This is a genomic window from Micromonospora sp. NBC_00389 (assembly GCF_036059255.1).
GTDB lineage: Bacteria > Actinomycetota > Actinomycetes > Mycobacteriales > Micromonosporaceae > Micromonospora.
Genome location: NZ_CP107947.1, coordinates 657,812 through 680,149 on the forward strand (window position 1 = coordinate 657,812; position 22,338 = coordinate 680,149).

Annotated in this window: 24 protein-coding genes and 4 tRNA genes; 8 read left to right on the forward strand and 20 right to left on the reverse strand. The window is 69.2% G+C overall.

Features of this window, described 5'->3' with window-relative positions:
- Positions 1-232: 232 nt before the first annotated feature.
- The 13 genes from OG470_RS03140 to OG470_RS03200 form a co-directional block, all read right to left on the reverse strand.
- A complete protein-coding gene (locus OG470_RS03140; RefSeq protein WP_328420561.1) occupies positions 233-922 on the reverse strand; it encodes a hypothetical protein in 690 nt (229 codons plus the stop codon).
- On the reverse strand, positions 919-1,725 hold the full coding sequence (locus OG470_RS03145) for an ABC transporter ATP-binding protein (RefSeq protein ID WP_328420563.1): 807 nt from the start codon (positions 1,723-1,725) through the stop codon (positions 919-921). The genes OG470_RS03140 and OG470_RS03145 overlap by 4 nt, the downstream gene beginning before the upstream one ends.
- Positions 1,726-1,804: 79 nt before the next feature.
- Positions 1,805-2,521 (reverse strand): 50S ribosomal protein L1, encoded by a 717-nt coding sequence (gene rplA, locus OG470_RS03150; protein WP_328420565.1) that lies wholly within the window; start codon positions 2,519-2,521, stop codon positions 1,805-1,807.
- Between the two features lie 79 nt (positions 2,522-2,600).
- Positions 2,601-3,032, reverse strand: coding sequence for a 50S ribosomal protein L11 (gene rplK / locus OG470_RS03155; protein ID WP_328420567.1), 432 nt, complete (start codon positions 3,030-3,032; stop codon positions 2,601-2,603).
- A 187-nt stretch (positions 3,033-3,219) separates the two neighbouring features.
- Positions 3,220-3,942 (reverse strand): transcription termination/antitermination protein NusG, encoded by a 723-nt coding sequence (gene nusG, locus OG470_RS03160; RefSeq protein WP_328420569.1) that lies wholly within the window; start codon positions 3,940-3,942, stop codon positions 3,220-3,222.
- Between the two features lie 41 nt (positions 3,943-3,983).
- A complete protein-coding gene (gene secE, locus OG470_RS03165; protein ID WP_328420571.1) occupies positions 3,984-4,376 on the reverse strand; it encodes a preprotein translocase subunit SecE in 393 nt (130 codons plus the stop codon).
- Between the two features lie 211 nt (positions 4,377-4,587).
- A tRNA-Trp gene (locus OG470_RS03170) sits at positions 4,588-4,660 on the reverse strand.
- 129 nt (positions 4,661-4,789) lie between these two features.
- On the reverse strand, positions 4,790-5,182 hold the full coding sequence (locus tag OG470_RS03175; RefSeq protein ID WP_328420573.1) for a MaoC family dehydratase: 393 nt from the start codon (positions 5,180-5,182) through the stop codon (positions 4,790-4,792).
- Between the two features lies 1 nt (position 5,183).
- Entirely contained in the window at positions 5,184-5,630 is a 447-nt protein-coding gene (locus tag OG470_RS03180; RefSeq protein ID WP_328420575.1) for a MaoC family dehydratase N-terminal domain-containing protein, read from the reverse strand.
- A 125-nt stretch (positions 5,631-5,755) separates the two neighbouring features.
- Positions 5,756-5,923, reverse strand: a complete 168-nt coding sequence (gene rpmG / locus OG470_RS03185; protein WP_007073056.1) for a 50S ribosomal protein L33 — start codon at positions 5,921-5,923, stop codon at positions 5,756-5,758.
- A gap of 132 nt (positions 5,924-6,055) precedes the next feature.
- Positions 6,056-6,128: transfer RNA gene (locus OG470_RS03190), tRNA-Met, on the reverse strand.
- Positions 6,129-6,152: 24 nt separating this feature from the next.
- Positions 6,153-6,225, reverse strand: a tRNA-Thr gene (locus tag OG470_RS03195).
- Positions 6,226-6,318: 93 nt separating this feature from the next.
- Positions 6,319-8,844 carry a putative bifunctional diguanylate cyclase/phosphodiesterase gene (locus OG470_RS03200; RefSeq protein ID WP_328420577.1) on the reverse strand — a complete coding sequence of 842 codons (2,526 nt, stop codon included), beginning with the start codon at positions 8,842-8,844 and terminating at the stop codon, positions 6,319-6,321.
- A gap of 679 nt (positions 8,845-9,523) precedes the next feature.
- On the opposite strand from OG470_RS03200, the gene OG470_RS03205 reads away from it, so the two are divergent.
- Positions 9,524-10,042: a hypothetical protein gene (locus OG470_RS03205; RefSeq protein ID WP_328420579.1), complete on the forward strand. Its 519-nt coding sequence runs from the start codon at positions 9,524-9,526 to the stop codon at positions 10,040-10,042.
- Positions 10,043-10,107: 65 nt separating this feature from the next.
- Here OG470_RS03205 and OG470_RS03210 read toward each other — a convergent pair whose 3' ends face one another.
- Positions 10,108-10,383 carry a hypothetical protein gene (locus OG470_RS03210; protein WP_328420582.1) on the reverse strand — a complete coding sequence of 92 codons (276 nt, stop codon included), beginning with the start codon at positions 10,381-10,383 and terminating at the stop codon, positions 10,108-10,110.
- Between the two features lie 130 nt (positions 10,384-10,513).
- Positions 10,514-11,704: an epoxide hydrolase family protein gene (locus OG470_RS03215; protein WP_328420584.1), complete on the reverse strand. Its 1,191-nt coding sequence runs from the start codon at positions 11,702-11,704 to the stop codon at positions 10,514-10,516.
- Between the two features lie 132 nt (positions 11,705-11,836).
- Here OG470_RS03215 and OG470_RS03220 point away from each other — a divergent pair, with 132 nt between their 5' ends.
- Positions 11,837-12,070, forward strand: a complete 234-nt coding sequence (locus tag OG470_RS03220) for a hypothetical protein (RefSeq protein ID WP_328420586.1) — start codon at positions 11,837-11,839, stop codon at positions 12,068-12,070.
- 178 nt (positions 12,071-12,248) lie between these two features.
- Here OG470_RS03220 and OG470_RS37145 read toward each other — a convergent pair whose 3' ends face one another.
- The gene (locus OG470_RS37145) at positions 12,249-12,566 is read right to left on the reverse strand and encodes a tyrosine-type recombinase/integrase (RefSeq protein WP_442931034.1); all 318 of its coding nucleotides are present in this window, start codon (positions 12,564-12,566) and stop codon (positions 12,249-12,251) included.
- A 482-nt stretch (positions 12,567-13,048) separates the two neighbouring features.
- Here OG470_RS37145 and OG470_RS03225 point away from each other — a divergent pair, with 482 nt between their 5' ends.
- A complete protein-coding gene (locus OG470_RS03225) occupies positions 13,049-13,603 on the forward strand; it encodes an RNA polymerase sigma factor (RefSeq protein WP_328420588.1) in 555 nt (184 codons plus the stop codon).
- Entirely contained in the window at positions 13,603-14,619 is a 1,017-nt protein-coding gene (locus OG470_RS03230) for a CU044_5270 family protein (protein WP_328420590.1), read from the forward strand. The genes OG470_RS03225 and OG470_RS03230 overlap by 1 nt, the downstream gene beginning before the upstream one ends.
- Positions 14,620-16,036: 1,417 nt before the next feature.
- Here OG470_RS03230 and OG470_RS03235 read toward each other — a convergent pair.
- A complete protein-coding gene (locus OG470_RS03235) occupies positions 16,037-16,333 on the reverse strand; it encodes a hypothetical protein (protein ID WP_328420592.1) in 297 nt (98 codons plus the stop codon).
- A gap of 154 nt (positions 16,334-16,487) precedes the next feature.
- A tRNA-Tyr gene (locus OG470_RS03240) sits at positions 16,488-16,571 on the reverse strand.
- Positions 16,572-16,718: 147 nt separating this feature from the next.
- Between OG470_RS03240 and OG470_RS03245 the strand changes: the two genes are divergently transcribed.
- The 4 genes from OG470_RS03245 (at position 16,719) to OG470_RS03260 (ending at position 19,892) form a co-directional block, all read left to right on the forward strand.
- Positions 16,719-17,213: a YajQ family cyclic di-GMP-binding protein gene (locus OG470_RS03245; protein ID WP_328420594.1), complete on the forward strand. Its 495-nt coding sequence runs from the start codon at positions 16,719-16,721 to the stop codon at positions 17,211-17,213.
- Positions 17,214-17,337: 124 nt separating this feature from the next.
- Complete coding sequence (locus OG470_RS03250) at positions 17,338-17,895, forward strand: DinB family protein (RefSeq protein WP_328420596.1); 558 nt, start codon at positions 17,338-17,340, stop codon at positions 17,893-17,895.
- A 387-nt stretch (positions 17,896-18,282) separates the two neighbouring features.
- Positions 18,283-18,945: an SDR family NAD(P)-dependent oxidoreductase gene (locus OG470_RS03255; protein WP_328420597.1), complete on the forward strand. Its 663-nt coding sequence runs from the start codon at positions 18,283-18,285 to the stop codon at positions 18,943-18,945.
- 134 nt (positions 18,946-19,079) lie between these two features.
- Positions 19,080-19,892, forward strand: coding sequence for a MerR family transcriptional regulator (locus OG470_RS03260; protein WP_328420599.1), 813 nt, complete (start codon positions 19,080-19,082; stop codon positions 19,890-19,892).
- Positions 19,893-19,964: 72 nt separating this feature from the next.
- Here the strand turns inward: OG470_RS03260 and OG470_RS03265 are convergent, their stop codons facing one another.
- Positions 19,965-21,224, reverse strand: a complete 1,260-nt coding sequence (locus OG470_RS03265) for an MFS transporter (RefSeq protein ID WP_328420601.1) — start codon at positions 21,222-21,224, stop codon at positions 19,965-19,967.
- Positions 21,225-21,375: 151 nt separating this feature from the next.
- Positions 21,376-22,251 (reverse strand): zinc metalloprotease HtpX, encoded by an 876-nt coding sequence (gene htpX, locus OG470_RS03270; RefSeq protein WP_328420603.1) that lies wholly within the window; start codon positions 22,249-22,251, stop codon positions 21,376-21,378.
- Between the last annotated feature and the right edge of the window lie 87 nt (positions 22,252-22,338).

A 22,338-nucleotide genomic window follows, 5' to 3' on the forward strand; every position in this document is an offset into this window, starting at 1 on the left:
GGCGGATCGTCACGGTCGGCGGACCATGCTCACTGCCGAGTTACGCTTGCCGCCCTGCGCGGGTCGCCCGATGTCGCGGGACCTTCGACCGTGCCGAAGCACGGTGACCAGCGGTCTCTGGGTGGTTCCTCATCCATGACAACACGGATGACGTCTGAAGAGTACGCGACCCCATGACCAGCACCAAATCGCCCCGTGTGAGACAGGCCACCACCGGTCGTCCCCGGGCGCCTCAGCCCCGGGCCCGCCGCCGCCACAGGTAGCCGCCGACGGCCGCGCCGCTCCAGACCACGGCCCAGGCGGTGAGCCCGAGCAGGGTGAGCGCGGCGGCGTCGCCCGCGGTGGTCCGCGCCGTGGCCATGATCGGCGGTGCCAGCCAGGGAGCCACCGAACGGGCCAGGCCGAGCACCACCGCACCGACGCCGCCGAGGGCCAGCACCGCGACGCCGTACCCGGCACCGCCCACGGACGCCCGGCTGGCCAGGGCACCGAGGGCCACCCCGGCGGGTATGGCCAGCAAATGCGCCCACAGCCCGAGCGCGACGCCCACCGGCACCGACCGGTCCGTCGGGTCGACCGGGCCGGTGACCCCACCGACCAGCCACGGGAAAACCAGCGCGACGGCCACCGTGATCAGCGCCGCAACACCGGCGGCGAGCAGCCCCGCCACCCGCTCCCGGGCCACCCCGACCGTGACCTGGGCCAGCCGCCGCTGCACGTCCGGCTCAACGTCCAACAGGATCTTGGTCTGCCAGGCGAGCACCGGGAAGAGCACCACCGCGGAGACGCCGTACGCCTCCGCCGGCTGGGCCCGGCCGCCGCCGTACAGGGTGCCGAGTGCGACCAGGCCGGCGAGCAGCGGTGCCACCGCCCGTCCGGTACGCAGGAAACCGGCCAGCCGCAGCCGGATCAGGGCGATCACCGGGCCTCCCCGGCGGTTGGTTCGACCGCCACGCCCGCACCGTCCACCGGCTCCCCCGGCGGGGCCGTCGATGCGTCGGGGCGTACCCGCAGCACGTGGTGGCCCTCGGCGCGCAACCGGGCGACGGTGCCGGCGACCCGCGCGGCCGGCACCGCGACCTCGACCACCGCGATCGTCTCGTCCGGTGGCGACGTCTCCTCGGTCACGGTGCCGTCGGCCACCATCCAGCGGCGAGCGCCCGGCAGCCGGACCGTTTCACCGCGGTGGTCGCTCACCAGGACCGCACCGCCGGCGATCAGGACCTCGTGGATCAACTCGGGCACCAGCTCGCGAGTGGTGGCGTCCAGGCCCTCCCACGGCTCGTCGAGGACCAGCAGGCCCGGCGGACGCAGCATCGCCTGGGCCAGGCCCACCTTCTGCGCGGTGCCCTTGGACAGCTCCGGCAGGCGGACCGCGCGGAACGCGGCCAGCCCGAGCCGGTCGGTCCAGGTCGTCACCGCCTCGTCGGCCGCCGCGCGGCCCAGCCCGACAATCCGGGCCATCCCGGTCAGGTAGCGGACCACGGTGAAGGGCTGGTCGGCCGGGAAGCGCTCCGGCACCCAGCCCACCCGACCGGGCCGGTCGGTGACCCGCCCCCGGCCCGGCCGGAGCACGCCGGCGGCCACCTGGAGCAGGGTCGACTTGCCCACCCCGTTGCGGCCCAGCACGACCGCCACCTCACCCGGACCGATCCGCACGTCCACGCCCCGCAGCACCCACGGCCCACGCCGGTGGTACCGCAACCAGACGTCCTCCAGTCGCATGCGGCCGAGCCTGCCACACCTGAGACGCGCCGGGGCGCCGCCACAGTGTGGCGGCGCCCCGGTGGAGCGGAGTGTCGGCTCAGGCCTCGGCCGAGCCCTCCTGCAGGTTCTTCACCACGTTCGGGTCGACCGGGACGCCCGGGCCCATCGTGGTGGTGAGGACGACCTTCTTGAGGTACTTGCCCTTCGCCGAGGACGGCTTGGCGCGCAGCACCTCGTCGAGCACCGCCGCGTAGTTGTCCACCAGCTGGCTCTCGGTGAAGGAGGCCTTGCCGATGATCAGGTGCAGGTTGGAGTGCTTGTCCACCCGGAAGGTGATCTTGCCGCCCTTGATGTCCTGCACCGCCTTGGTGACGTCCATGGTCACCGTGCCGGTCTTCGGGTTCGGCATGAGACCGCGCGGGCCCAGGATCCGCGCGATCCGGCCGATCTTGGCCATCTGGTCCGGCGTGGCGATCGCCGCGTCGAAGTCGAGCCAACCACCCTGGATCCGGGCGACCAGCTCGTCGGTGCCCACCTCGTCCGCACCCGCCGCGGCGGCCTCTTCGGCCTTCGCGCCGGCGGCGAAGACGATCACGCGGGCGGTCTTACCGGTGCCGTGCGGCAGGTTGACCACGCCGCGGACCATCTGGTCCGCCTTGCGGGGGTCGACGCCGAGGCGCATGGCGACCTCGACCGTGGCGTCGAACTTGACGTTGGTGGTCTCCTTGGCCAGCTTCACGGCCTCAGAGGGGGTGTAGAGCTTGGACCGGTCGATGACATCGGCGGCCTTGAGGTAGCTCTTGCTGCGCTGCATTGCTGATTGCTCCTGTGGTCTCTGGCGGGCCGCTCGGCGCGGGCCCTCCCACGGTTCGGGTCGTTGGCCGGGGCCGACGTCATTCGTTGACGGTGATGCCCATCGACCGGGCGGTGCCGGCGATGATCTTCTCGGCCTGGGCCAGGTCGTTGGCGTTGAGGTCGGCCATCTTCTTCTCGGCGATCTCACGCAGCTGGGCGCGGCTGACCGAGCCGACCTTCTCGCTCTGCGGGACGCCGGAGCCCTTCTGCACGCCAGCGGCCTTGATCAGCAGCCGGGCGGCGGGCGGGGTCTTCAGAACGAAGGTGAAGGACCGGTCCTCGTACACGCTGATCTCGGCGGGGACGATGTCGCCCCGCTGGGACTCGGTCTGCGCGTTGTAGGACTTGCAGAACTCCATGATGTTCACGCCGTGCTGGCCGAGCGCGGGGCCGACCGGCGGCGCCGGCGTGGCCTGGCCCGCCGGCAGCTGAAGCGTGAACGTCTTGACGAGCTTCTTCTTCGGAGGCATGTCACTTCCTGGGGCTTGGAGCTGGGAAAATGCGGCTGACGCCGCCCTCGAGGCGCGCACGGTCAGCGCGGTGCGACAGCGGCGACGTTCAAGAGTAGCGCAGGCCGCAGCCCACTCGTCCGCCGAGGTCGAGCGGGAGGGCGTACGCCGACGTCGGCGGCGGGCCGGGCCCGCCGCCGACGACCGGTCAGATCTTGGCGACCTGGTTGAAGTTGAGCTCCACCGGCGTCTCCCGACCGAAGATCGACACCAGCACCTTGAGCTTCTGCTGGTCGGCGTTGATCTCGCTGATCGTGGCCGGCAGCGACGCGAAGGCACCGTCGGTGACGGTGACCGAGTCACCCACCTCGAAGTCGAGGACCTTGATCTCGGGCTTCGCCTTCTTCTGCTCGGTCTCGATGGCCGGTGCCAGCCACTTCAGCACCTCGTCGAGGGAGAGCGGCGCGGGCCGGTCGGCCCGGTCGGTCGCGCCGACGAAGCCGGTCACACCCGGGGTGTTGCGGACACACGAGTAGGACTCGGCGGTCAGCTCCATCCGGACCAGGATGTAGCCCGGGAAGACCTTGGCCTGGACCTGGGACCGCTTGCCGTTCTTGACCTCGACTTCCTCCCGGGTCGGCACCTCGACCTGGTAGATGAAGTCCTCCATGTCGAGGCTCGTGATCCGGGTCTCGAGGTTGGTCTTGACCTTGTTCTCGTAGCCGGCGTAGGAGTGCACCACGTACCAGTCGCCCGGCGCGTAGCGCAGCTTCTGCCGCAGCTCGGCGACCGGGTCGTACTCCTCGTCCGGCGCGGGCTCGGTGGTTGGGAACTCCGGCTCGCTGGCGGCCTCAACCGACTCGTCACCAGCCGCCGTCGCGACCGTGGACTGCTCGTCCACCGGTCCGGCGGTCTCGTCGTACTCAGGCACGCTCGCTCACTTCCGTCACTATCGGCTCTGGAGTCAGCCGGTCAGCTCGAGTTGCCGAAGACAAACAGCACGACCTTGGCGAACCCGTAATCCAGCACGGCCACGATCGTCAGCATCACCGCGACGAACGTCACCACCACCGCGGTGTAGGTCAGCAACTCCTTGCGCGTCGGCCAGATGACCTTACGCAGTTCGGCCACGACCTCGCGGAAAAACCGGGCGATGCGCCCGAAGACGCCCACCCGACCGGTTTCGGACCGGGTGGTCGGTCGGCTGTCCGCCGACTCCGCCCGGGCACGGGACCGCGTCGCGGTGCCTCCCCGGGAGACCGGCTCGTCCGCGCTGGTGGCGTCGTCGTCAGCTACCTCGTCGACGACCTCGTCGTCCAGACGATCGTCGCCGGCGTCCTCGCCGCGCCGCTTGTTGTCGGCCACTTCGCCCTCCGTCGCGGAAATCTCGGGTCGCACGCCGGGCGGCGTGCGCGGCGCTGTTCACGCCGGCCGGACCAACCGTCCCGCGACGGGCCGCGGCCGGTGGATCAACCGGGGGCCCGATACCTCGGGACCACCCCGCCAATGCCACCACCACGGGCCGGACGCCGCCATCTCGGCGGCGCGACCCACGGGAACGGTCAGGCCTGAGGCGCAGGGGTGACAGGACTTGAACCTGCAGCCTGCGGTTTTGGAGACCGCTGCTCTGCCAATTGAGCTACACCCCTGTGCGGCAACACTCGCCCCACGCGGCCACAGACGACCGAGCAGGGGTCACTTGCCCCACGGCGGACCAGTGTACGGGTAGCCGCTCGACTTTCCCAACCGGTCTCCCCGCCACGCGTGGCGGGCCTGACTCAACGCTTCGTACGGATGGTGGCGCGGGCCTGCGAGAGCACCTTCTCGCCCAGGCAGGTGGCGGTCACATCGAGCCGGGTGAGGCCGTCCTCGGTCACCTCACGGACCACCGCGGTGACCTCGATCTCGGTCCCCTGGTCGTCGTCGGGGACCACCACCGGCCGGGTGAACCGGACGTTGTAGTCGACCACCGCGTCGGGCGCCCCGGCCCACTCGGTGATCGCCCGGCCGACCAGCGCCATGGTGAACATGCCGTGCGCGATCACCCCGGGCAGGCCCACCTTGGTGGCGAACCGGTCGCTCCAGTGGATCTGGTTGAAGTCACCCGAGGCACCGGCGTAGCGGACCAGGTCCGCGCGGGTCACCTGGAAGGTCTTGGCTGGCAGCTCCATCTCACGCCTCCCCGCGTACGACGATCTTGGACCAGACGGCGACGACTGGCTCGCCGGCGACGGTGCTGACGTCGGTGCGGGTGGTCAGGAAGCCGTGCCCGCCCCGGGTGCTGACGTCCTCGATGGTGCTGGCGCAGACCAGCTCGTCGCCGGCGACCACCGGCCGGGTGTACGCGAACCGCTGGTCACCGTGCACCACGCGGCTGTAGTCGACGCCGAGCTCCGGGTCCTCGACGATCTGACGGCTGGCTGCCATCGTGACGACCACCGGGAAGGTCGGCGGAGCGACCACGTCCGGGTGGCCCAGCGCCTGGGCCGCCGCCGGGTCGTGGTGGGCGGGATCGGTGGCGCCGATGGCGGTGGCGAACTCACGGATCTTTTCTCGGCCCACCTGGTAGGGGGCGGTCGGCGGATAGGTCCGGCCGACGAAGGAAGGGTCCAGAGACATGCCGCGAACCTACACGGAAACACAATCGCCGATCTGCTCGGTCGGCGGCGGTGGAACCGCGCCAGCCCGGTCAGATCGGCGATCGGAGAGCTTCAACGGTGGCCGGCGTTGGAGCCGGCCCCAGGTCAGCGGGTCTCGCGGTGGACCGTGTGCCGACCGTCGCGCGGGCAGAACTTCTTCAGCTCGATGCGGTCGGGGTCGTTACGACGGTTCTTGCGCGTGATGTAGTTGCGCTCCTTGCACTCCACACACGCCAAAGTGATCTTCGGCCGGACATCGGTAGCCTTCGCCACGGCGGAGTGCCTTCCTCGCTAACGGAAACAACTACGACGCGCCAGCCTAGTCGCTGACAGCGCGGACATGCAAAGTGGGCGCCAGTGGCGCCCATCCCCACGACCACCGGAAACAAGCCCGGAAGACGAGAGTAGCGGTGGCCGGACTTGAACCGGCGACACAGCGATTATGAGCCGCTTGCTCTACCATCTGAGCTACACCGCCGTGGTGGGTCCAGCTGAACCCTCGAGCCCCCTTACGGAATCGAACCGTAGACCTTCTCCTTACCATGGAGACGCTCTGCCGACTGAGCTAAGGGGGCCTGCGCGATCTCCCCGTGGGGCGCGCAGAAGTAAGAGTACACGGCCCGGCTCGGCAGGTGAAATCGGATCCCCGGAGATCGTCTACGCCCAGTTCAGGGCACGACACGAAGGCGGGGAAGCTCTCCGACGGAGATCGTTTCCGGGTCGGCCTGGGCGCCGAACCAGGCCGCCAGCCGCTCGTACGGCAGCGGTCGGCTGAACAGGAAGCCCTGCCCGATCTCACAGCCGATGTCCTGGAGCAGCTCCAGGGTCAGCTCGCTCTCCACGCCCTCGGCCACCACCGCCAGGCCGAACTGCTGAGACAGGGTCACCACCGCGTTGACGATGGCCAGGTCCCCCGGATCGGTCGCCATGCCCTGCACGAAGGAGCGGTCCACCTTCACCTCGTGCACCGGCAGCCGCCGCAGGTGGGCCAGGGACGAATCACCGGTGCCGAAGTCGTCCACCGACAGCCGGACGCCGAGATCGCGTAGCCGGTGCAGGGTCGGGATGGGTCGGTCAGTGCCGTCCAGCACCCCCGCCTCGGTGATCTCCAGGGTGAGGCTCTGCGCCGGCACCCCGTACTCGGTCAACAACTCCTGCACCCGGTCGGGGAAATGCTGGTCGGTGAGGGTACGGGCGGAGAGGTTGACCGCGACGGGCAGCGGAAGGTCGGCCTCGGCCCAGTCCCGGCTGCGGCGCAGCCCCTCGCGGAGCACCACCTCGGTGAGCCGGCTCAACTGGCCGGTGTGCTCGGCCACCGCGACGAAGTCCTCCGGGGCGACGGTGCCGTGCGTCGGGTGCTCCCACCGGGCCAGGCACTCGACACCGACCAGGCGACGCTCCCGCAGCGTCACCTTGGGCTGGAAGTAGACCTCCAGCTCGTCCTGGTCCAACGCTCGGCGCAGGTCGCCGGCGAGGCCCAGTCGGCGCAGCGACCGCGACTCCAGCGCCGGGTTGAACAGCTGCACGCTGCCCGGTACCGATTTGGCGGCTGTGGCGGCGAGGTCGACCCGGAGCAGCAGGGTGGCCGCGTCGCTGCCGTGATCCGGGTGTACGGCCACCCCGACGGCAGTGTCCACATCGAGTGTGAGCGCGTCGAAGACCATCTCGTCACGAATTTGGTCGCGCAGTTGGCCAGCCAACTCCAGCGCCGCGTCGGCGTTCTCCAACCGCAGCGTCACCAGGAACTCGTCGCCACCAACCCGGCCGACCAGAGCCGACGACGGTGCGCTGGCCCGCAACCGGTTGGCGACCTCGGCGAGGACCTTGTCCCCGGCCGCGTGACCGAGGGACTCGTTGACCTGGCGCAACCCGTCGACGTCGAAGAGCAGCAGCGCCACCACCTCGTTGGGTGCGCCGATCTTGACCGACTCGTCCAGCGCGCCGGTGATCCGCCGCCGGTTGGGCAGCCGGGTCAGGGCGTCGTGGTACGCGTCGTGCCGCAGTCGATCGACCAGCCGGGAATTCTCCAGCGCCACGGCGGCGTGCGCGGCCACCGTCTCGAAGATGGGAATGTCACCGGGGGCGAAGTGGCCGATGTCGCTGAGCCGGTTCGCCACCTCCAGGGTGCCGATCACCGCCTGCCCGGAGCGCAGCGGCACCACGATCACGTCCTTGATCTCGCGGGCGCTGATCTCGCCGCGTAGCGCACTCTCGTCACCCAGCAGACGGCCCATCGACAACGTCTTCGCCAGGTCCCGCGCCCGCTCCCGCAGTATCGACGGGGTCGGGGCAACATCGAGCAGCCCTGGCGTATCGACCCGGGCCGTCAACAGCACCTCGGGGTGCCGGCCCTGGGCGGGCAGCCAGAGGGTGGCGGACTCCGCCTGCATGAGGGCACGGACCCGGTCGAGCAGGACGTCGGCCAGCGACCCGTCGGCACCGCTGGTCGTGATCAACCGGGCCAGGTCGTACATCCCGGTCAGGGTGCGGTGCTGCCGGAAGAACTGGGCGTAGGACCGGTAGACCAGGGTGAGTGCGGCGAAGAGGGCACCCAGCAGCAACGCGGACCACCAGGTCTGGTCCAGAGCGATCAGGACGAGCAGACCGACGGACGCGTTGATCGAGGTGGTGAGGAGCACCGACGGGGTGGTCCGCAGGGCTTCCCGGCCGGCCTGCCAGCCCTGTAGCAGCACGTGCACGCCGACGACAGAGGCGAGACTGACCAGGGTGATGGTGTTTACCGCGAGGAAGAGACTGCCCCAGGTGCCGGGGCCCACGCCCTCCAGCGGTGGCAGTCGCAGGAGAAGCAGGCTGGCCAGCGACGTGGCCGCAGCGGCCCTCGCGACGTTGAACCAGAACTTCGCTGGCGCGAAGCGCTGCGAGGCGCTCCAGATCAACGAGGCGACCGTGTAGATCAGGATCACGGTCAGCGGTGGCAGGAAGAACAGCCCTACCACGAGTGGGATCTCGGTGAGCGTCACGCCCACGGACTGCCGACGGACGACGAAGTTCAGCACCGGAATGCTGATGCCGGCCATCGCCAGGAAAATCAGGAACGCCAGCCCCCACTCCCCGTAGGGATGGTCGGAGATGACGCTGATCGCGGTGCAGGAGAGGATGGCGACCAGTGCCAGCGGGCCGGTGATTAGCCAGGCGTGGTCCGTGGACTTGCGCCGTTGGTCACGCCTGGCCATACCGCTCCCTCTGAAAGACGCCGCCCGTGGGTGCTGCCCTCATGGGCGACGACCCGCGAGGCTACCGGGAGGCGTCCACGCCCCAGACGACATCACCCAACCCCGCACCCCAAACGACGTCAGTCAGCTGAGCGCTACCTGCGCCGGGAAGGAAATCGGTGCCGAGCAGTCCTCCGAGGACAGCGGCGAGCACGAGGAGCGGGCCAAACAGTCGACCCAGTCTTCGACCAGACATGTTTGCTCCTGTCGGGGAAGTGTCACAGGGATGGTGGAGGTTCCACGATCGTGCCACACGGTCGGTACGCCGAAAAGCGGTGAGTGTGGGACCGGTCCGAGCGTTGAGAAGGTTGCCCCCTTCGGCCCAGTCCCCCGCGACGTGCCGGGCCAGATCAGGGCTGCTTCCTGCGACTTCAGCGCTTCACACAGCGCTTGATACGACCTTCAGCACAATTCACCCACGCCGTTCGGCTTCCGCCGGCGTGATCACGTGCAGTCGCTCTCCGTGACGGATCTGCTGGCCTGGAAACGCGCCGATGCGAGCCGAGACATCGACCACCATACCCGCTTACCGCGTCGACACAAGAAGCCGGACGCGACGAGTGGCACCAACCGCTGACGCCTCCATTGCACCGCTGGAAATTTCGGCGACGGTGGGGACGCGCCGGCAGATCATGTACGGGTGCCTGGTCACGATGCGCTCGCTCGCCTCCAGGGCGCCGCCGTCTTCTGGAGTATCGGGTCGGGCAGTGCAGCCCAGGTGATCGAGGCCGCCTGCGACTGCCTCACGGCAGGCATGGACAGCCCGACCCTCCGGATCCTCGCCGGCATCTCGCCCGTGAAGGGCAACGAGAGTGACGAGTTGCGGCGATGGCTCGACGTCGCTCTGGCGGAGCACTCCCTGACCTACCACCAGGAGGGCAGTCGCGAGGGTGCGGAGGAAGCGCTTCGGATCATGGCTCGGCGACTACTCGCAGAGACCATCGCGCCTCGCGATCTCACGTCCTGGGCGTACAGCTTCATCACGTACGAGGGCACTCCCCGGGCAGCCGAGTTGATGGCCCTCGACAACGCGTACGAGTACGTGGACGCCGTCCATGACGGGAACCTGTGCACCAGTACCGCGACCGTGGACATCGACGCGGACGTCATCGCCGAAGCGCGGCGCCTGGTCGGCGACACCACCGGCGAGAACAGCTGATCGACGACTGCGGGTTGCCTGTCAGGTGTTCCGGCATCCGCCCACCCGTTCACTGGGATGAAGGATCACAAGCTGGGTGGCGTACCCGAAGCGGCGAACGTCCTCACGGCCTGGAGCAGGCGGTCGAGGAAGGTGGACAGGTCCGGAGCCGCCACGTCAAAGTGCGGGTTCTCTGAGGTGTAGATGCCGGTGAGGACGAGGCCCGGCGGGAGGCGGTAGACCGGTGATCCGGCCGGCATGGCCAGCCCGTACTGCAGGCCGCCGCCGTCGCTGGCGAACACGACCACGTCGGCGCCGTGGCGGCTGCGATCGCTTTCAAGATCATGCGCGACGGGCGTCACGGGATTGATGCCGCAGGCGGCAAGCGCCCGGTGAGGAACCCGAGTGCCACGCGCTGACTTCGCAGCCCTCGCCTGTGACCTCCATAGGACTGACCAGGAGGGTCAGGCGCGAACCAGAGCGGGCTCAGGACTACCGCAGCGGCCGGAACGCGGCCCGCACCTCGGCGGAGAAGAGCTCCGGCTCCTCCCAGGCGGCGAAGTGGCCGCCGCGGTCGGCCTCGTTGAAGTACGCGGGGTCGGGGTAGACCGTCTCGACCCAGCTGCGCGGGGCAGCCCAGATCTCCTCGGGGAACGTCGTGAAGCCAACCGGAACCGAGACCGGCGGAGGAGCCTGGCCGGACGCACCGGCTGCGGCCAGGAACCGTCCGAATTCCCAGTACCACCGGGCGGACGAGGCGCCAGTGCCCGTCAGCCAGTACAGCGTGACGTTGTCGACGATGGTGTCCCGGGTGAGACCGCCCACCGGCTTGCCGTCGACGAGCGCGCGGGAGATCTTGTAGTAGCTGTCGGTGTCGTGGTCGAACATCCAGGCCGCCAGCCCGACGGGTGAATCCAGCAGGGAGTAGCCGATCGTCTGTGGCCGGGTGGACTGCTCCAGGAAGTAACCGAAGCCGTCCATCATGAACAGGTTGAGCGCGTCGTGCGCCGCGCGTTCCTGCTCGGACTTCGCCGGCAGTTGGTCCTTGATACCGATCGCCCCGGCGAGCAGGTTGACGTGGATGCCGAGCAGCCCATCGGGTGCTTGGCGGCCCATCGCGTCCGTGACGGCGGCACCCACGTCACCCCCCTGGGCGACGTAGCGCGTGTAGCCGAGGCGGGCCATCAGCTCCGCCCACGCTTGTGCGATGCGGCCGTTCTCCCAGCCGAGCTCGGTCGGCTCGCCCGAGAAGCCGTAGCCCGGCAAGGACGGCAGCACCAGATGGAACGCGTCCTCGGAGGTACCGCCGTGCGCGGTCGGGTCGGTGAGCGGGCCGATCACCCCGAGCAGCTCGACGACCGAGCCCGGCCAGCCGTGCGTCATGATCAGCGGCAGGGCGTTCTCGTGCTGCGACCGCACGTGGATGAAGTGGATCTCCACGCCGTTGATATTGGTCGTGTACTGCGGCAGGGCGTTCAGCTTCGCCTCGAACGCGCGCCAGTCGTGATCGGTCGTCCAGTAGCGGGCCAGCTCCTGGACCGTCGCCAGCTGCACGCCCTGAGAGCGATCGGTGACCAGCTCGCGGCTGGGCCAGCGGGTGGCCGCGATCCGGCGACGCATGTCGGCAAGCGCTTCTTCCGGTATGTCGAGCCGGAAGGGACGGATTTCGTTGTCGTTCGACATGTTCTCCACCTGCCGGATCGGGTCGGCCGACGCCGGGGCGCCGGCGGGGCTGGCACGCGCCCAGTCTCGCAGCGGCCCGGCGACCGGCGTACCGAAACGCGAATTCGTGCTCGGGTCCGACTGACTTCTGTCGTGGAAAGTGCGCCGGTCACGGTGGCAGTCGCCATTGGCCGCACTGAGGCGGAACTGGCCTTCGGTCTATTGCACAGCCGGCCTGCGCGCGGCGCGACGTACATCGCGGGCGGCGTCGGTGGGCAGGAGCCGCGGCTGGGATGGCGGCTTGACGCGGACCTGACCGGCGAGCCCGGCTTCCAGGTCGTGCAGCGCCGTCAGACCGAGGGTTCAACGGCACCCATCACGAGCTGACGCCTAGATCGGGCTGGACGCCCGTGGACTCCACGAGAAAGACCCCGGAGCGCGTTTCCGCAGCTCACGGGGCCGTCTCTGCACCTGGTGGCGGGTAGAGGATTCGAACCTCTGAAGCTTTCGCGACGGATTTACAGTTTTGCCCGTTATCAAGGTTGTCAATGAATGTTCGCGCAGGTCAGGGCCGCTTTTCTCTCCGGCTGGCCGACCTGGGCTCCCCCGCGTGCCCGTTGCGTGCCCCTCCGGAATGATCTTCGGCCTTTCGTGCCCGGTCGAGGAAGGCGGCTACCTCGGCGTCCCGGCCGTCGACTGCTCGGGCGTAGTGGCGAGTCGTGACGCTGGCGTTGGAGTGACCCAGCCTGCGGGCGGCGACCAGGACGCCATGAGAATCAGCCACCCAGCTCCCGTGCGTCGCCCGAAGATCGTGCGGAATCAGGTCAGTCAGGCCCGCCCGCTCTACCGCCCGGTCAAATCGGTACTTCAAGGCGGCCCGCAAGCGGGCCGCGCCGGCCCGGCCCCGGCCTGCTGGCGACCTCCGGCCGGCATCGGCCGGGCCGGCCGGCCACGCTGACGGACGACCAGGACCACGAAGACCTCGGGGCTCCGCCCCGAACCCCGGCCCTCCTCAAAGATGCCGCCGCGGCTCGCCTCGCCAGGCACCACAAGGGCTACCAGCCTCCCCGGACGGGGACCAGGTCGTTCGGCCGGTAGGGCGCTCCACCTGGTCCCCGTCCGGGGAGGCTGGACGGTCTACGACTGCCCGACGAGGAGATCCGCTTGAGTCGCAGGGGACTTGAGCCGCAGGCATTGGAAGCAGACCTGAGCGTGTGGGAGCGTCGACGTTCCACCTGGCGGAGCCGTTGCAGCCGGAGGCAGCTTTATCGCGGCGTGCGGCTCTGGCAGGTGGTTGGCGGTAATCATTGGGCTGGAGATGACACAAGCCAGGGTGAACGTTCGTCAACCAGGCGGGAGTCTTGGATGGGTCCACCGGGAGAACGCAATGAGGATTGGTTCACCAGCGTCTATGCGGCCGATTACCCACACGTGGTGAAGTACGGCCAGCGTCGGCTCGGCAATCTGGACACGGCGGCTGAACTAGCCCAGGAGGTGTTCGTCGTCGCCTGGCGGCGTCGCCGCGAGGTTCCGAACCGCAGCCTGCCCTGGCTGTACGGGGTGGCCCGTCGCCTGCTGGCGAACGAGTGGCGAACTCGGAGAGCTGCGCCGGAGGTGCTACCGATTGCCGACGCCGGCCTTCTGCAGAAGCCGGGCTCGTCCGGCGCCGACGCGACAGTGGGCGTCACCGATCTCCACGCCACTCTAGCCACCCTCGCCGACCTCGACCAGGAGATCCTCCGGCTGGTCGGTTGGGAGGAACTGACAGTTTCCGAGGCCGCTCAGGTCCTCGGCTGTACCCGCACCACCGCTGCCGTGCGTCTGCACCGCGCCCGTAGGCGCCTCAACGAAGCCATGTCGCACCGAGTTGTACCGCCGGCGCAGCAGCCGGTGTTGGCGAGTCCTCGAAAGGCCATGTGATGTTCGGAGAAGAGCGAACGCGTACCCTCCTCGGTCCGGCTGACCCGGCCCGGCACAGCACGATCGCACCGCCCCGGCTGTCGGCACACGATCTGATCGTCCGCACGGAGGCTGTCGCCGAGCCGGCCGCCCATCACCGCCGGGCACGCCCGACGCGCAGGCTGGTTCTGACCGCCGGGGCGCTGACCGTAGCGGTCGGCGCCGCGGCAATCGTCCAGACGTTCGGCCCGTCCAGCCCGGACACCTCGGGGATCGCCGGTCCGCCCGGGGCGGATCCGGGGGTGGTGCTCGTGCCGGTGGCGTACGGCTCTGTCACCCGTGATGCGGGGAGCGAGCTGCGCGCGTTGGCGAGCAGGCTTGTCGATGCGGAGTACGACAACCGCACCGGCCGGTACATGTACCACCACACGAAGACGTGGGGCGACCCGGTGATGACGTCCGCCGACGGTCGCCACCATGTCGCTTTCGCCGACGAGACCAAGGTCTGGCAGGCGGCCGACGGGACCGGTAAGCAGGTCAGGACCCAGCTTGAGCCGCAGTATCCGGACCAGGAGTCCCGGGAGTACTGGCAGCGGAACCTCAAGTCCAAGGCTTCCGCCTCCGGAACGCCCGCGCCCGACGACATGCCGCTGCCACCGGAGGACCTCGCACCGCTGCCGTCGGGTCGAGCCCAGATGAACGACCTGCTCAAGGTCAGGTACGGCGCGGGCGCCGTCAGCAAGGGAGTCAGCACGGTGTACGGGCGATATGTCGTTCCGCGCCAGACGCGAGCTGAGATCCTGCGGGGCCTTGCCGATGTGCCCGGTTTCCTGTGGCGGGGCCAGGTGACCGATCGGGCCGGCCGCAAGGGTGTAGCCATCACCTTCGACGACCGCGAGCACAACCAGCAGTCCCTTCTGATCTTCCACCCGAACACTGGGGAACTGCTCGCCCACGAGCTGCTGACCCTCTCGCCGGTACGGATCAGCTCGTACCAGGTAATCCTCGATACCGCCTGGGCCGATCAACCCAACTGAATCGCCGGTGCCGGGGGCCACTCCTACGGGGTGGCCTCCGGCCACCTCCACGGTCGGGGCTGGGCCATCCACGGGCCACAAGCCGGTGTCAACGGAGGGCATTTCAGGCCGCTCGAGGTCATGTCGACCAGGCAGAACGTAGTGCCCCGAACCGATCTTGTGCGATTCCCAAGCTGACAGTCTGGGAGCCACGCGTGGGAGCCATCGGGGCGGACTGGACCGGACGGGACGGGACCGATCGAGCTGCCGAGCGCCTGAGGACCAGGAGCAGGCGGACGGCCTCGGACGGCATTGACACCTTTTGGGAATCTACGGATCAGATGGCGGCGTGCCAGCCATGTGCCAGTAGCCGGCGCCCCGAACGGGCACGAGTGGGCACGAGCCGTGGTCCAGTCCCCAGCCACGAGCAGGCGTTTCGGGCATCCCGGGGCGGTGATCTTCGTCCTTCCAAACTGACGGTCTGGGTTCCGCGGACAGCTTGAAACTAGTCTCCACCGCCACCCGCGCCCCCATCCGGCGGAGGGTGATGCATGTGGTCAAGCGGCCCGTCGTCGGACCGGGAGTCTCGTGGCCTGAACAGACTGATCACCATGAGCACCAGGAGGGTCAGCAGAATCGCGACGACGACAACAAGCCCCGCCGTCTCAACCATCGACACCACCAGACGAGCCTATGAGTCCCAGGGGGTGAGTCCAGGCGGCTCAGTCCGCATCTAGTCCGCAAGAGGGCGACGGACAGCGGGGGAGTGGTGAGAGGTGCCGAGAGGTATCTCCGCTGCTAGAAGGCCATCCGGGCAGCTCGCCGGGCCGCCCATCTTGATCTCATAATTCTCAGGTCGCCGCGATCTGCCCAGGAGCTCTGTCACGACCCGCCAGGCCACCTGTTGCAGCTCGCCTATCGGCTGGCCGATGCTGCTGAGCAAGAGCACAGCCAAGAGGAGGGGACAGGGTTGCGGGAACAGGCCGACCGCCTCACGCTGATCGATCGTTGGCGCCACTTCGTACTGGACCGACCGGTCCTCGTGCATCCTGGCGAAACGATCTGGCACGAAGACGACCACCTCCTGGTACAGCGGCTCGATGGGCGAGTAGACGCCTACCCCGGCGTTATCAACCGCTGCAGGTGCCGGGACCGGGAGCGATAGCTGACAGCAACCGTTGACAGCAACAGCCTCGGACCACCGAGTACGGACGGAGACACCCACAGGAGCAGGGCCAGCCACGGACGCCGAGGACGGACCGTCTTGGACAGGCTCGCCGAGGCTACGGATCAGGCGGTCGCGGCATGCCAGCCACGTGCCAGTAGTCGGTGTCCCCGACGGGCACCAGCGGGCACGAGTCGTGACCCACTCCCCTAGCGCCAGCAGGCGTTTCGGGCATCTCGGGGCGGTGATCTTCGTCCTTCCAAACTGACGGTGCTATGACTCGCGGTCGTCGCCCGGTAGCAGCCTCGACCAGAGGTCATTCATGAGCAGCATCCCCCTGTCCGTCATTCGGCGATCGTCCTCGGCGTCCGGCGCCTCCCGCACGGCAACGATCACGACGACGCGGCCCTCATCGTCCGCGTCAGACTGGAAGGTAGCGATCTTGTAGCCGAGCCGGCGCCCAGCTCTACGGCCAGCCGAGCGAACCTCGGCGATCCGCTCTGCGTTCCACGCCTCGACACGCTCGACGTACTGCCAGTCGAGTTCAAGGTGCCGCGCGATCGTGAGCACCAGCTCATCAAACTCGCTTATGACGCCAGTCCCCTCGCGTGCCCGATACGTGCCCGATCGGTCGGTCGATCAGGAGCAACGGCGGTCAACAACGGCAGGAGACGACGAAGGCCCCTGACTAGCGTTTCCGCAGGTCAAGGGCCTTGCCGTTGCCTGGTGGCGGGTGAAGGATTCGAACCTTCGAAGCTTTCGCGACGGATTTACAGTCCGCTCCCATTGGCCGCTCGGGCAACCCGCCAGGGCACCCCACCGCGTCGCAACGCGGCGGCGGAAGCAAGGATAGCGGCTCACCCCACCCCCGTCGCAACCGGGTACGGTCAGGGGGTCGTGCCGCTGGTCGGTGGCCGACGGCAGGCCCAGACCTCCGGACAGCAGGAGTAGAAGCATGGCAGCGAACCCGTCGTTTGACATCGTGAGCAAGGTTGACCGCCAGGAGGTCGACAACGCCCTCCGCCAGGCGGAGAAGGAACTCGCGACGCGGTTCGACTTCCGCGGCACCGGTGCGGAGATCTCCTGGTCGGGTGAGGAGGCGATCGGCCTTCAGGCAGAGACCGAGGAGCGGGTACGCGCCGCGCTGGACGTGTTCAAGGAGAAGCTGGTCAAGCGGAACATCTCGCTGAAGTCGCTGGACGCCGGCGACCCGCGCCCGTCCGGCAAGATCTTCAAGATCGACTGCAAGGTGATCCAGGGCATCGAGACGGACAAGGCCAAGGCGATCAGCAAGAAGATCCGCGACGAGGGCCCCAAGGGTGTGCAGGCTCAGATCCAGGGCGACCAGCTGCGGGTCACCGGCAAGAAGAGGGACGACCTCCAAGCGGTCATCTCGCTGCTCAAGGGCGAGGACTTCGGCGTCGCCCTCCAGTTCAATAACTACAGGTAGGACAGCAGGGGAATACTGGGGCCCGGCTAGAAAGATCATTTAGCCGGACGCCACGTCCCGAGGCTAATCTGTCCGCTTTTTACCGGTGAGTGGTCGATGAGAGTTCTGGCTATGCTCCCCGGTCATGAGCGAGACGGTTCCCCAGCCTTCCCCATCAGCAGCTCCCACCGAGGCCGAGTCCCTGCTGTCAGTCCTCGAGCGCAACCGGCGGACCTTCGCCTGGAAGACGTCGGGGCTGGACGAGAAGGGTCTGCGCGCGACCACCGCCGCCAGTGCGATGACGCTCGGCGGCCTCGTCAAGCATGTGGCCCTGGTCGAGGCGGACTGGCTGGCCGTCAAACTCGCCGGACAGGACTACGGAGCCCCGTGGGACGCCGTGGATTTCGACGCCGACCCTGACTGGGAATGGCACACCGGGGCGCTGGACTCGCCGGAAGATGTCTACGCGGTGTGGCGAGACGCTGTCGAGCGGTCGCGCGAGCTCGTTGCTGACGTCATCAAGGAGCGCGGGCTGGACGGACCAGCGTCCTTCACCTGGCCGGACGGCCGCACCCCCACCGTCCGGGACATGTTGTTGGACATGGTTGAGGAGTACGCACGCCACACCGGCCACGCCGACATCCTCCGTGAGGCAGTGGACGGCCGCGTGGGTGAGGGCGCGCCCTCGGACTTCACCTTCTAACCGTCTGCGTGCGGTAAGACCGGGTGGCGCCCTCACTCGCCACCCGCAGGACTTTCCTCGGTCCGCCCCCGCGGGCATCTCATGCGACCCGTAAATTATGTAACGATCAACAAAGTATCCGAATCCCCCTTCGCTGGCCGGAACAGCCTCGCCGAACACCCCAGCAGCGGCGGGCCGCGCGAGGCACGGGTGACTACGGCGACAATTCTTTGGCAGTCGTTCCAGATAACCCTACCGTTGCGGCTGGCCCGCGATCGCGTGGCCGCACTGCGCAACTAGTGGAGCGAGCATGAACCGCCTGCAGTCCAAGGTCGTCATCGTTACCGGAGGGACCTCCGGCATGGGTTCGGCGTTTGCCAGGCGCGCCGCCTCCGAGGGGCAACCGTCGTGATCGGGGCACGTGACAAGGCACGCGGAGAGGCGACCGCTGCGGAGATCACGGCCGACGGAGGCAAGGTCCTCTTCGTCCCGACGGATGTCACGGTCGAGGAGGAGGTCGCCAACCTGGTCGACGTCACGGTCAGGGAGTTCGGGGGCCTGCACGCCGCCTTCAACAACGCGGGCGGCGGCAACATCCAGGGAACGATCCGGGACAGTGCGGCGTCGACCTGGGATCGCACCATCGCCCTCAACCTGACCAGCGTCTTCTACAGCCTCAAGCACGAGCTTCCGGCGATCCTGGCCAGCGGGGGCGGCTCCGTCGTCAACAACGCCTCCGTGGTCGGTGTGGCCGGCGATCCGACGGCTGTCGCGTACTCGGCCGCCAAGCACGGCGTCGTGGGCCTCACCCGCTCCGCGGCGCTCGACGTCGCCAAGCAGGGCGTGCGGGTCAACGCCCTGGTGACGGGCCTGGTGGACACCCCGCTCTGGCGCAACTTCACTGCGGCCAACCCGGATGCCGCGAACGACCTCCTCAGCCAGCAGCCGAGCGGCAGAGCAGCCGGGGAGGACGAGGTCGCCGCCTTCACGGCGTTCCTCCTCAGCGACGAGTCCGCGTTCATCAACGGTGCGGCCCTCGCGATCGACGGTGCACTGACCGCCCGCTACTAGAGCCTCCACATCCGGGCCCGGCCCCGCACCCGGCGGTCCGGGCCCGCGCTGACCCCGCCAGATTGGGCGCGGCAGGTGACTCAACCGACTGCGGGGTTGCATCCGGTACCCGGGTACGGGCTTACCGTCAGGTGGTGAGCGACCGAAACCCAGCGGCGGACGACACGTGGGTCCCCGACTCCTGCCGCCTGCCCACGGCCGAGCTGCCTCTCCGCCTCGCCGAGTTCGACCGGTTCTTCGCCGAGGCGGTTCTTCGAATCGAGCGGCCGTCCGCGCAGCGGCTGCGGCTGCACCTGGTCGGCACGGCGGAGGCCGAGCGCGGCGCCCGGGACCTGACCGCGCGCGAATCGGCGTGCTGTTCGTTCTTCACCTTCGGCGTCACCCGCACCGGCCCGGACGCGGTGACCGTGGACGTACAGGTTCCGGCCTCGCACGTCGGCGTCCTCGACGGCCTGGCCGAGCGGGTGCGGCCGGGCGGCGCACCGGGGGCGGCCGGGGCGTGGCTGCGGAGCGGACAACTGGCCGGCGCGGCGGGGGTGAACCCGCAGACGCTGCGCTACTACGAACGTCGCGGCCTGCTCGCCGCACCGCGGCGGTCCCCCGGCGGACACCGGCTGTACCCGGCGGAGTCGGTCACCCGGCTGCGGATCATCAAGACGGCGCAGCGTCTCGGCTTCACCCTCGGCGAGGTTGCCGAGCTGCTCGACGCCGAGCGGCGCCGACACGACCGCGGTGTCGGCCTACCGGCGCGGGCCACGGCCAAGCTGGCCGAGGTGGAGCAGCGGCTGGCCGACCTGACGGCTGTCCGAGACTCCCTGCGGGCGGCGATCTCCGCCGGCTGCGACGACCTGATCGCGTGCGCCGGCAGTTCCTGCTGCCCCCTGCCGTTCCCGGACCCACCGCCGGTCGATGCGACCACCGCCCGATCCCGCCGAGACCCCGGCTAGGGGCGACGCGCCAGGAAGCCGGGTCGCCGCGTCCGGCGGGTGGCTGGTCCGGCCCAGCCGCGCCGTACCGGTTCAGACTGTGACGGGTTCGTCGGTGCGTACCGTCGAGATTTCCGCGCGGGCGATGGGCCCGGCGGGCAGCGCGGCGACCGCGGCCCCGACGGCGACCGCCGCCCCGGCGAACAGGAATGCCCACGGCACGCCGCCGGCGTTGTCCACGATCAGGCCGGCCACCGCGCCGCCGGCAGCGCTCGCCGCCACCGACATGGTGACCACCCAGGTGTACGCCTCGTTCAGCATTCCGGCCGGCGCGATCCGACCGACCAGGGTGTTCTCCAGGGTCAGCGCGGGCGCGATGGTGGCCCCGCCGACGACCAGCGCGGCACCCAGCGCCAACGGTGTGGGCATCACCGCGAACACCACGAAACTGCCGGCCACCGCAGCGAGCAGCATGGCGAACTGCCGGGTCATGTTCGGCGACGGCCTGCGGACACCGAACCAGAGCCCGCCGGCCGCACTACCGATCCCCCAGACCGCCAGCAGGATCCCGGCCAGGCTCTCCGGGTCGTCGACGGTGTAGTCACCGGCGTACGCCGGGACGATCACGCCCGCGGCGCCGAACGCGATGCCGAGGCTGGCCACACAGACCAGCAGGGCCGGGAAGCCGGAGACCCGCAGCGGGCCCAGCCCCCGGGCGTGGTGCTCGCGCGGGTGCGGACGCCAGCCGCGCATCACCCGGCCGAGGGCCACGGCGGTGGTGCCGACCAGGGTGACCACGGCCGCCCCGATCAGCGCGGCCGCCGCGTCGGCGAGCAGCACGAAGCCGGCGACGAGCAGGGGGCCGATCACGAAGACGATCTCGAACAATGAGGTCTCCGCGGCCAGCGCGGTGTTGCGCAGGGGGTACCGGCCGGAGGCGGGGCCGGTCAGGTCGTTCCACGCGCCACGGATGGCGGCGGTGAGCGGTGGATAGGTGGCACCGGCGACACCGGCGGCCAGGTAGATGGCGGGAAGGGCGTCGTCGCCCGACCGGCTGGCCAGCAGCAGGCCGGTGAGCGCCAGCGGGTGGGCCACGGCGGTGACCAGCAGGACCGGGCTCGGGCCGACCCGGTCGGCGATCCGCCCGGCCACCGGGCTGAGCACGGCACCGGCGATCGCGTAGATCCCGCCCGCCACCGCAGCGAGCGCGTACCGCCCGGTCACCTGCTCGACCACCAGCAGCAGCGCCAGCGGCGTCATGCCGATCCCGAGCCGCCCGATGATGCCGGTGACCAGCAGCATCGGCGCCCCCGGGATCCGCCAGACACCCAGATACTGGCGCAGTGCGGCCACCGTGAACCTCCCGAGAATGTAATGAGCGTGAGCCCTTTAGACCCTAACGCCGGGTGCTTAGCGGGCAGAACCGGATATCGTATCGCGGCCGACACAGCACTCCGCCCGTACTCGGATGCGACCGGGTACGGGCGGAGGCGGAATCAGCAGGTCAGCGCTGGAACTGCACCGGGCCCGCGTTGGCGGCCATCTGCTCCAGCCGGGCGACCCGGTCCTCCATCTTCGGGTGGGTGGCGAAGAGCGTGGCCATGCCGCCACCCTTGAACGGGTTGGCGATCATGAGGTGCGCGGTGCTGGTGAGCTGGCCCTGGGCCGGCAACGGCCGACGCCGGGCCACCGCATCGATCTTGCGCAGGGCACTGGCCAGAGCCAGCGGGTCACGGCTCAACTCGGCACCCGAGGCGTCCGCCTGGAACTCACGGCTCCGGCTGATCGCCAACTGGATGACGCTGGCCGCGATCGGGCCCAGGATCAGGGTGAGCAGCAGCACAGCCGGGTTCGGCCGATCCTCGTCGTCCCCGCCGCCCAGCGGGATGAAGAAGGCGAGGTTCGCCAGCAGGGTGATGATGCTGGCCAGGCCGGCCGCCACGCTGGAGATGAGGATGTCCCGGTTGTAGACGTGTGACAGCTCGTGCCCGATCACACCGCGCAGTTCGCGGTAGTCGAGGATCTCGGTGATGCCCTGGGTCACACAGACCGCCGCGTGCTGCGGGTTACGACCCGTGGCGAACGCGTTGGGCTGCGCGGTCGGGCTGACGTAGAGGCGCGGCATCGGCTGCCGGGCCTCGGCCGCCAACTCCCGCACCATCCGGTACAGCTCGGGGAACTGTGCCTCGGTGACCGGTTGCGCCCGCATCGAGCGCAGTGCGAGCTTGTCGGAGTAGAAGTAGGAAACGCCGTTCATGACCAGAGACACGAGGACGGCGATGAACAGTCCGCCACTGCCGCCGAACCAGTAGCCCACCACGAGGATCAGCGAGGTGAGCAGGCCGAGCAGCGCGGCGGTCTTCAGACGGTTGTGGTGCACAATCACTCCTTCGGTGCACGGATCGCCGGGATCCGCTGACCGGTGTAACAACTCCGTACCCGCCAACCATCCGTCTCAACGCTGAGA

Excerpts from the sequence above, each read along its gene's own strand:
- OG470_RS03145 (WP_328420563.1), bottom strand. The coding sequence starts at position 1,725 with ATGCGACTGGAGGACGTCTGGTTGCGGTACCACCGGCGTGGGCCGTGG.
- OG470_RS03215 (WP_328420584.1), bottom strand. The coding sequence starts at position 11,704 with ATGTCGAACGACAACGAAATCCGTCCCTTCCGGCTCGACATACCGGAA.
- OG470_RS03175 (WP_328420573.1), bottom strand. The coding sequence starts at position 5,182 with ATGGAGCTGCCAGCCAAGACCTTCCAGGTGACCCGCGCGGACCTGGTC.
- OG470_RS03245 (WP_328420594.1), top strand. The coding sequence starts at position 16,719 with ATGGCAGCGAACCCGTCGTTTGACATCGTGAGCAAGGTTGACCGCCAG.
- OG470_RS03225 (WP_328420588.1), top strand. The coding sequence starts at position 13,049 with ATGGGTCCACCGGGAGAACGCAATGAGGATTGGTTCACCAGCGTCTAT.
- rplA (WP_328420565.1), bottom strand. The coding sequence starts at position 2,521 with ATGCAGCGCAGCAAGAGCTACCTCAAGGCCGCCGATGTCATCGACCGG.
- OG470_RS03250 (WP_328420596.1), top strand. The coding sequence starts at position 17,338 with ATGAGCGAGACGGTTCCCCAGCCTTCCCCATCAGCAGCTCCCACCGAG.
- OG470_RS03180 (WP_328420575.1), bottom strand. The coding sequence starts at position 5,630 with ATGTCTCTGGACCCTTCCTTCGTCGGCCGGACCTATCCGCCGACCGCC.
- OG470_RS03230 (WP_328420590.1), top strand. The coding sequence starts at position 13,603 with ATGTTCGGAGAAGAGCGAACGCGTACCCTCCTCGGTCCGGCTGACCCG.
- rplK (WP_328420567.1), bottom strand. The coding sequence starts at position 3,032 with ATGCCTCCGAAGAAGAAGCTCGTCAAGACGTTCACGCTTCAGCTGCCG.
- OG470_RS03200 (WP_328420577.1), bottom strand. The coding sequence starts at position 8,844 with ATGGCCAGGCGTGACCAACGGCGCAAGTCCACGGACCACGCCTGGCTA.